Here is a 9027-nt window from a genome sequence, read left to right as displayed (position 1 = left end):
TCCTGCTCAAAAATTGAGCAGAAGCAGTTGAACACCTGGGTCAGTTTTCAGTCGGCAGAACAGCCTCTACTGGGTCAGTTTTCGGTCAGCAGCAACACACCCCGAAAGAATTGGGCGGTAATGGCGGTCAGGGCACTAATCCCGAACAGTTGTTTGCAGCGGGCTACAGCGCCTGCTTTATTGGCGCGATGAAATTCGTCGCTGGGCGCGACAAGTTTGTGCTGCCCACAGACGCATCGATTGAAGGCGTGGTGGGTATCGGCGCGATCGCGAACGGTTTCGGTATCGAAGTCGAATTGCGCATCAGCTTGCCTGGCATGGAACGCGAGTCCGCGCTGACCCTGATTGAGCGCGCGCACATCGTGTGCCCATACTCAAATGCAACGCGCGGCAATATCGACGTCACCCTGACCCTGCTCGACTGATCGAACAGGACGGCTGCGGGCATTAATCCAGACGCATGAATTACCTAAATGTCGCCCAAAGCGCCCGAAATCAGCCGTCCGATGACCAACAACCTGATAAAAGTGTGAATAATTAAAGTTAAGCCCAACACTTACTGCAAAAACGGCCTATGATGTTCGTGCTGAACAGTAGTACTCAGCAAAACCGCATAGGTGCTATGAGCACTCTGGCACCGCAATTCGTATTGATTTAAGAGACACACCATGGCAAATCGCGAAACTGGCACCGTCAAATGGTTCAACGATGAAAAAGGCTTCGGCTTCATTACCCCGACTAACGGCGGCGATGACCTGTTCGTGCACTTCAAAGCTATCCAAAGCGACGGTTTCAAAAGCCTGAAAGAAGGCCAGACTGTAACCTACGTGGCCGCTCGCGGTCAGAAAGGTATGCAGGCTGAAGAGGTACAGGTGGCCTAAGCCCCTGTCCGCTTTAAAACAAACCCCGCACTTGCGGGGTTTGTCTTGTCTGGGGTTTAAGCGACGCGCTACAGCCCCATTTGCTTGCTGATGATCTCGTTCATGATCTCGCGCGAGCCACCGCCAATCGACAGAATACGGTTATCGCGATACAGCCGCTCCACCAGGCTTTCGCGCATATAGCCCATGCCGCCCATGATCTGCACCGCGTCATAGGTCAGTCGATCGGCAATATCAGTGGCGAAATTCTTGGCCATCGATATTTCCTTGATCACGCTTTTACCCGCTGCCATCTTCGCCGCTTGCCGATAGGTAAAGTCGCGCGACACCTCAAGCTGCGTCGCCATCTCTGCTAGACGATGCTTGAGCACCTGGAACTTACCGATCGGCTTGCCAAACGCTTCGCGCTCCTTGGCCCAGCGCAATGATTCCTCAAGCGCAAGTTGTGCTGTCATATTGGCCATAATCGCCAAAGACAAACGCTCACTCTGAAAGTTGGCCATGATGCAGGCAAAACCCATGTTCTCGGCACCGATCAGGTTTTCCACGGGAACTCTGCAATCGTCAAAAAATAGCTCGGCCGTATCCGATGCCCACCAGCCCATCTTTTTCAGCTTGCGGCCTACGGTAAAACCTGGCGTACCTTTTTCTATCAACAACAAACTCACACCACCGAAACCGTCACCCCCCGTTCGAACAGCAACGGTGTAGTAATCCGCTCGTACTCCGCTGGTGATAAAGGTCTTGCTGCCGCTTACACGGTAATAATCACCCTCGCGCACGGCGCGGGTCTTCAGGTTGGCCACATCAGAACCACCAGAAGGCTCCGTTACTGCCAACGCCATGATTTTCTCACCCGCCAACACTTGCGGCACAATGCGCTCACGTAGCGCGGGCTTAGCCCACTTGACCACCGGCGGCAGGCCTATGTCCAAAGAGCCAAGGCCAGCTACCAAACCGCCAGACCCCGAACGCATCAACTCCTCACTGGCGACGACTTTGGCAAACACGTCACCCTCGTGACTGCCGCCAAAGGCCTCTGGGTATCCAATCCCAAGAATGCCTGCAGCACCGGCTTTGAGGTAAAGATCGCGAGGAAACTCCTCCGCCTCTTCCCAATCGTTGATGTGCGGCAGAATTTCCCGCTCGACAAAACGCCTGACCGAGTCGCGCACTAAATGGTGAGACTCATCAAAATATTCCTGAAAAGCAGACATAGGAGAGGTTTCCACTGAGATTTCAGTGAAATTACCAAGCGCTTGCTTGGTTTACAAGAAGAGGATAACGCCATGTATGAGGGCAATCAGGCCGCTGGCATGTTCGCTACAACAAAATTGGTCGCCGGCCAGCTATCGAATGCGCCAGAGTGCCTCCGTCGACCAACTCTAATTCCCCCCCTAGGGGCATACCATGTGCAATGCGCGAAGCAATGAGCCCCTTGCCTGCCAATAGCTGGGCGATGTAATGAGCGGTTGCTTCCCCCTCAACGGTCGGATTGGTTGCCAAAATCACTTCGCGGAAAGCGCCTGATTCAATTCGGATCAGCAACTCCGGAATACCGATAGCTTCAGGACCTAGGCCATCAAGTGGCGACAAATGCCCCTTAAGCACGAAGTAGCGTCCACGAAATCCCGTGTTCTCTACTGCATAAACGTCCATCGGACCTTCAACCACGCACAACAGCGTGTCGTCACGACGAGGGTCGAGGCAAAACTGGCACACTTCATCTTCACTGAGACTGCGGCACTGCTTGCAGTGACCAACCCCTTCCATCGCCTGAGTAAGCGCTTGGGCGAGACGTAATGCGCCTGCACGATCGCGCTCCAGCAACTGAAGAGCCATGCGCTGAGCCGTTTTTTGTCCAACTCCTGGCAAGGTGCGCAAAGAATCAATCAGATGGCGGATCAACGGGCTGAAACTCATAGCAAGAGACTCAAAGACAACGGAAATCGGTTCTGACACGTCAGCATCAGCCACACGGGCAACCTATAAAAACAAGCTGCCCACGGACATTGATTCACTTAGAAGGGCATTTTGAAGCCAGGTGGTAGCTGCATACCCGCTGTCATGCCGGACATTTTGTCCTGGCTGTTCTGCTCAACTTTACGCACTGCATCATTTACAGCCGCTGCAATGAGGTCTTCAAGAATTTCTTTATCTTCTTGCATCAGGCTGTCATCCAAGCTGACGCGTTTGACGTCATGGCGACCGGTCATCACCACACTGACCAAGCCAGCGCCGGACTGACCAGTTACTTCTGCATTAGCCAACTCTTCCTGCATTTTCTGCATCTTTTCTTGCATCTGCTGTGCCTGCTTCATCAGGCCGGCCATGCCACCTTTCATCATGGTGCAATTCCTCGGTAATTAGGGGGTTACGGAACTATCTAGCGGCTCAATGCTGTCCGCCTTAATGACGGCGGCGAACTGCTGAATCAATTGTTGAATCACGGGATCTTGATGAATCGATGCTTCGGCATCACGTTGACGATTAGCCCGCTTGTGCGCTGCAGCCTGAGCCGGCGTCTCCTGTTCGGGCTTGCACAACTCAATGTGCACGGTCAATTCGCGACCGAGAAACTGGTTGAGCGCATCATTTAAACGGCGCTGTTGCGTCGGGTTAAACAACGCCGAATGGGCCGGGTCCAGATGAAGCAGCCAGTTGTCACCATCAACTATAATTAGCGTGCAATTGGCACCGATACTTCCGGTCATACCAGACAGCCCAAGCTTGGGAAACAGCTCGAGCCAATCGGCAGCCAGACCGGTCGCTGGCTGTGCCGCGGGAAGCACTTCAAGTTCAACAGGCGCATCACGCTCAACAGCGTCAAAGTCGTACTCAAATGACTCGGCGCCCATTTCTACATAGTCGTAGTCGCCCAATGGCGGCTCATCGTCATCTACTTCTGCGGCGGGGGCTGGAGTAACTGACTCAGACTGAGAAGCTGATGGTCGCTCAGCCGTTTGAACCATTGGCTCCTCTACCGCCGCCGAAGCCACTCGGGGCTCGTCCCAAGGTAAATCAACCACTTGATCCGCACCGGGTTGAATTTCTCGCGGTGTGATCACGTCAAATTGTCGTTCTGGGACCGGCGCGGAATCCACCTCTACGTTTGCAGATGCTGAAGCCGGTAATGCAGACTCCACCGCGGGCATCGACTCCACAGGAGCAAACTCAGGCGACTGAGGCGCTTTATCAGGCCGAACAGCCGGAGCCGGTGCTGCGATAACGCTCACCGGCGCAGACATCACCACGCCGACCACTGGCTTATTCGTGGGATCAGCAGTGGCCTGGCTAATCCCTAGCGGCTTTAGGGCTATCCTGGGCGCATCGTGGTTATCCGCCGGCCGAAACGCCAACATACGCAGCAGAACCATCTCGAAGCCGCTGCGTGGATCAGGCGACAGCGGCAGATCTCGCCGACCAATCAGCCCCATCTGGTAATAAAACTGTACATCCTCACTCGGTAAAACCCGCGCAAGCTCGAGTACGCGTTCGCGATCGCCCTGGCCATTATCAACGGCATCAGGCAACGCTTGAGCAATGGCCACACGGTGTAGAACGTTGAGTATCTCGGCCAGCACACCACCCCAATCAGGCCCATGCTCGGCTAGGTGGCGTACGGCATCAATCAGACCTCTAGCATCGCCTTCAAGCAGAGCATGCAGCACACCATAAACCTGGCCATGGTCCAACGTACCGAGCATGGCACGCACATCGGCCGCCAGCACCTTGCCCTCACCAAAGGCAATCGCTTGGTCGGTCAGACTCATGGCATCACGCATCGAACCGTCAGCCGCACGCCCCAACAACCAAAGGGCATCGTTTTCGAATGGAATCTGCTCTGCTGTTAGCACGTGGGTAAGATGATCCACCACACGCTCAGGGGGCATATTTTTGAGCGAGAACTGCAAGCAACGTGACAGCACAGTAACCGGCAGCTTCTGTGGATCAGTGGTGGCCAGGAGGAATTTAACGTGAGGGGGTGGCTCCTCCAGGGTTTTTAACAACGCATTGAACGAGCTAGTGGACAGCATGTGAACTTCGTCGATCAGGTAGACCTTGAAGCGCCCACGACTGGGCGAGTACTGCACGTTATCCAACAGCTCTCGCGTGTCCTCAACCTTAGTACGGCTGGCGGCGTCGACTTCAATCAGATCAACAAAACGACCCTCATCGATTTCCCGACAAATCGAACAAACCCCGCAAGGCCGCGAACTAATCCCCGTTTCACAGTTAAGACACTTGGCGATAATACGGGCGATGGTGGTCTTGCCTACACCGCGAGTACCGGTAAACAAATAGGCATGGTGCAAGCGCTGGGTGTCTAGCGCATTGATCAGCGCTCGAAGCACATGCGTTTGACCAACCATTTCGTTGAACGAGCGCGGACGCCACTTACGTGCAAGAACCTGATAACTCATCGAAACCCGTCACGAGAGGAAAGCAAAAGTGCGCTAATCCTAACGGAGCATGGGGTAAATTGCATCCAATGCACGGCCTGCTAACAACCCGCCTGCAACACTGCTTACGAATCAGCTGGCGAAAATTGACCAGACGGGTAGACTATCCCCAGTTTGTACCACGCTGTAAGTCAATCAGGCCTTCTGGCCCCCTTGATGGTTTCCAGGTAAGAGCGCATAACCCACGGGAAATGCCGCACAGCTCTGACCCATATCCCAACCTGCTGACTGATCTGGCCGTCCCGCGCAAGCGCTGACTCAAGCCCGCCTCCGACGTACCGACCCGCATAACGAAACCCTCAGGGGAACTTGTGCGCGCAGTCCAACTCCTATCTGTACATTCAATAGACATATTAAGTCGACAGTCTGGAGCATTATTTAGCGCAATGACGCGCCCGATGTTTTAGGAAAACCAAAAATGAACACTCAACACCAAATTCAGGATGCCATTCGCACCCTTTCTAGTGCATTTGCACCGTTTGATTGCCGCATCCTGGCTGCCCGCAAAGGCAGTTTCAGCTTCACCATCGTCAATGATGCCGGCATAGCCAAGCACAGCCAACGCCTATATCCCGGTCAGTACAGCGGCGCATATCTTGAGCAGGTTATCGAGCGCGCGAGGCAGTCACTCGCAGCCTAACTGCCCAGAGCAGCGAACCATCGAGCATCTCTGAGGTCTCACATTGTCACCCTCAGGATGGAGCATGGTCATGGATAACATTAACCAACAACTCGTCGAACAGCTATTTGCCCCTTTGCGCGCCACATTTAGCTCACCCCGCCCTGATGGCGGGGTCGTCCTATCCCTGCTGGACGCCAGCGACACAACTGCATACAGCCGCGTACTCAGCACAGCACAGCGCAACGACCCGCAAGCCTTCGCTCAAAGCATGGAAGACATTCGCCTGGAACTTGCGATGCGCTCGGGCAGCATCCCAGCAGATATGCGCAAAGCACTGAAGGAACAAGACAGTTTACTTAGTTACCACACACTCTAAGCGTCATCAGAGCCCTGCAACCAGCAGGGCCACTTAACTAAAAGCCCGCATCAGCCATAAACCTACTATCGTGTTGCACGGCTACGCCGACTAACTCTAGCCAGCCGGAAGCCGAACACTGAGCGTCGATTGCGAAGAAGCTTTAGAAATAAATATATGATACTCGCGCGGGAACTCAGCGGAAGGTGAGTGCGCGGAAAAGTCAATTTCAAGGTTACCGCGACTGACTAAAAAATAAGTCACGGAACAAGATAACTGGAGGCAACCCTACCAGCCACACCTCGGCACACAATGTCACCGCTGCGGCTGCTCCCTTCCAGGCCTGACCGGGTTCACGGCTGATCGTTGCGAGGGGACCGGCAGGGCCACCATTACGAAACTCACAATAAGCGAGCTCCGTTATTGTACTGGCATAAACCGAAGTTACAACCGTTTCAAACACTTAGCGCATCGAAAAACACACTACACACGAAACCGGCCTACCAGCGCGCTCAAACCATGCGACAACTCAGATAACCGCTGACTAGCCTGCGCACTTCGCTCAGAGGTTTGTGCTGCCTGGTTGGAGAGATCGCGGATATCACTGATATTACGTGCAATTTCTTCGGTCACACTGCTTTGCTCTTCGCAGGCGGTTGCGATCTGCGCGGTCATATCATTAATACGCCGCACCGAATCACTTGTATCAGTAAGTGCTTGATCTACACCTGCCGCCTGCTCAACACTTTGCCGCGCCTTGCTGCTTCCGGAATGTGTGGCTTTAACCGCATTCTGCACACCGATTTGCAGACGCTCAATCATCACCTGAATGTCCTTGGTTGACTCCTGAGTTCGCGCCGCCAAAGCTCGCACCTCATCAGCTACAACTGCGAAACCGCGACCCTGCTCTCCAGCACGTGCAGCCTCTATTGCAGCATTCAGCGCCAACAAGTTAGTTTGCTCGGCAATCCCCCTAATCACCGCCAATACGGCACCGATGTTGGCCGCCTCTTGCTCAAGCGTTTGAATGGTTGCCGACGCGCTTTCGACTTCTTGCGCTAACAGACGAATCGAGTTGATCGTTGCACCAACAACCTGCGCACCTTCGCGAGATTGCACCTCGGCGCTACGTGCAGCGTCAGCGGCATTTTGCGCATTACGCGCCACCTCATGCACTGCAGAACTCATCTCCGTTGCAGCAGTGCTTACCTGATCAACTGCCGCATGCTCGCTGCTAATCAACCGGTCATTGGCAGCGGCCATCCCTGCCAGACTTAGCGCAGAGCTTTCGACCTCACCCGTGACCCGCCCAACCTCCTTGATCAAAGGATGTAATTTATCAAGAAACCGATTGAAGGCATGACTCAACTTCCCCAGTTCATCGTTGGATAAAACATCCAGACGCACTCTAAGATCACCATCACCATCAGCAATTTGCTCAATTCGATTAAGCAAATTATGCAGCGGCCCTGTCACCAGAATTGGAAACCCAACCACCAATATAAGACAAACACCTAAACCGACAGCAATAATCAAGCCCTGCTGCCAGCTCAAGGTTTCCCCAAGCGCAATAGCCGCTAGCCCTTCAGCATTTGCGGCTGCATCATCCATCTCGCCAAGCTTATCGATAGTTGTACGCATTGCTTCGAACTGCTCTTCACTACCACCAAAGCTCAAAACACTAGCAGCTTGTGGATCATTAGCAGCCAACTGTAAAACCTTTTGTGACGTTGCCTTCCAGCGCTCAAAGCCTGCGTCAAACTGCGAAACCAATTGCATTGCCTCGCTACTAGGCTGCATGTCCGCAAACTTATGCACACGGTCATAGGCCTGCTGCAGATTTTCTGCATGCGAGGCAATCAGCGCTTCGGCGTTAGCGCCTACACCCTCATCGAGTAAGCTGCGCTCAGCAACAAAAGCCTGATAAAGATCACGGTCTGCATTGAGCAGTAGACTGATTCCTGGCAGAAAACGGTTAGTCAGTTTCGTGCTTGAGTCTGAAACCTGTGTGATACCTCGCACCCCCAGGACACCCATAGAAACCAACAAGACCGCTAGCAGCATAATTGGTAGCGCAATCTTCCAACGAAAGCCCAAATCAGCGAAGGCACGTAGCATGTTGGTTCTCCAAGACGATGACAAAGTAAGATCAGCATAGACCACTGATCGCAGGCCGGAACAAAGCCCAACCTCTCGCTGTCACCTCCTGTCGCAAGCTTATGGCACACTTCGCCCCTACAATCTGACCTAAGGAGCAGCACTATGGCGATTACCAAAGACCAACTGATTAGCGATATTGCGGAAGCCATCGACACACCAAAAAGTACTGTACGTGCTGCACTCGAACAACTGAGCGAAATTGTTAGCGACGCCTTGGAAAATGGTGAAGAAATAACTCTGCCGGGGATTGGTAAACTCAAAGTAAGCGAGCGCCCTGCCCGCACAGGCCGAAATCCTCAAACCGGCCAGGCTCTGCAAATTGCAGCGAAGAAGATCGTCAAATACGTACCGGCAAAAGCACTAAATGACGCAATCAACTGAAAATTAAATCAGGCGCACTTTAGCGAGTGCGTCTTGGCAGAACTAATTCATATTTTTTACGCACCACAAAGTAAAACCCCCGAACGTTTTCACGATCGGGGGTTTTGGTATAGGTGCTTGACGATGACCTACTCTCACATGGGGAAACCCCACACTACCATCGGC

Annotated in this window: 10 protein-coding genes and 1 other RNA gene; 5 read left to right on the top strand and 6 right to left on the bottom strand. The window is 53.5% G+C overall.

Translation table 11 applies throughout. The features are described 5' to 3' along the window. Positions 1-35: 35 nt before the first annotated feature. Together AUK77_RS01240 and AUK77_RS01235 are read left to right on the top strand one after the other, a co-directional pair. Positions 36-425 (top strand): organic hydroperoxide resistance protein, encoded by a 390-nt coding sequence (locus AUK77_RS01240; RefSeq protein ID WP_296125368.1) that lies wholly within the window; start codon positions 36-38, stop codon positions 423-425. Positions 426-668: 243 nt separating this feature from the next. After that, positions 669-881 carry a cold-shock protein gene (locus AUK77_RS01235; protein WP_069516724.1) on the top strand — a complete coding sequence of 71 codons (213 nt, stop codon included), beginning with the start codon at positions 669-671 and terminating at the stop codon, positions 879-881. Between the two features lie 68 nt (positions 882-949). Here the strand turns inward: AUK77_RS01235 and AUK77_RS01230 are convergent, their stop codons facing one another. From AUK77_RS01230 to dnaX, 4 genes are all read right to left on the bottom strand, one after another. Then, on the bottom strand, positions 950-2098 hold the full coding sequence (locus AUK77_RS01230; RefSeq protein WP_296125365.1) for an acyl-CoA dehydrogenase family protein: 1149 nt from the start codon (positions 2096-2098) through the stop codon (positions 950-952). 106 nt (positions 2099-2204) lie between these two features. Next, entirely contained in the window at positions 2205-2804 is a 600-nt protein-coding gene (gene recR / locus AUK77_RS01225) for a recombination mediator RecR (RefSeq protein WP_296125366.1), read from the bottom strand. 98 nt (positions 2805-2902) lie between these two features. Next, a complete protein-coding gene (locus AUK77_RS01220; protein WP_090385942.1) occupies positions 2903-3229 on the bottom strand; it encodes a YbaB/EbfC family nucleoid-associated protein in 327 nt (108 codons plus the stop codon). 18 nt (positions 3230-3247) lie between these two features. Continuing rightward, positions 3248-5305 carry a DNA polymerase III subunit gamma/tau gene (gene dnaX, locus AUK77_RS01215; protein WP_296125364.1) on the bottom strand — a complete coding sequence of 686 codons (2058 nt, stop codon included), beginning with the start codon at positions 5303-5305 and terminating at the stop codon, positions 3248-3250. Between the two features lie 457 nt (positions 5306-5762). On the opposite strand from dnaX, the gene AUK77_RS01210 reads away from it, so the two are divergent. Next, the gene (locus tag AUK77_RS01210; protein WP_296125363.1) at positions 5763-5984 is read left to right on the top strand and encodes a hypothetical protein; all 222 of its coding nucleotides are present in this window, start codon (positions 5763-5765) and stop codon (positions 5982-5984) included. A gap of 64 nt (positions 5985-6048) precedes the next feature. Further along, positions 6049-6342, top strand: a complete 294-nt coding sequence (locus AUK77_RS01205; protein WP_296125361.1) for a DUF3509 domain-containing protein — start codon at positions 6049-6051, stop codon at positions 6340-6342. Between the two features lie 265 nt (positions 6343-6607). Here AUK77_RS01205 and ffs read toward each other — a convergent pair. Together ffs and AUK77_RS01195 are read right to left on the bottom strand one after the other, a co-directional pair. Further along, positions 6608-6704, bottom strand: an RNA gene (gene ffs / locus AUK77_RS01200) — signal recognition particle sRNA small type. Between the two features lie 100 nt (positions 6705-6804). Beyond that, positions 6805-8439: a methyl-accepting chemotaxis protein gene (locus AUK77_RS01195; protein WP_296125359.1), complete on the bottom strand. Its 1635-nt coding sequence runs from the start codon at positions 8437-8439 to the stop codon at positions 6805-6807. A 144-nt stretch (positions 8440-8583) separates the two neighbouring features. On the opposite strand from AUK77_RS01195, the gene AUK77_RS01190 reads away from it, so the two are divergent. After that, positions 8584-8862: an HU family DNA-binding protein gene (locus AUK77_RS01190; protein WP_296125357.1), complete on the top strand. Its 279-nt coding sequence runs from the start codon at positions 8584-8586 to the stop codon at positions 8860-8862. Positions 8863-9027: the final 165 nt, after the last annotated feature.

This window comes from Pseudomonas sp. Ga0074129 (genome assembly GCA_001465025.1).
Taxonomy (GTDB): domain Bacteria; phylum Pseudomonadota; class Gammaproteobacteria; order Pseudomonadales; family Pseudomonadaceae; genus Aquipseudomonas.
This window is presented reverse-complemented; position numbering and strand designations above follow the sequence as displayed.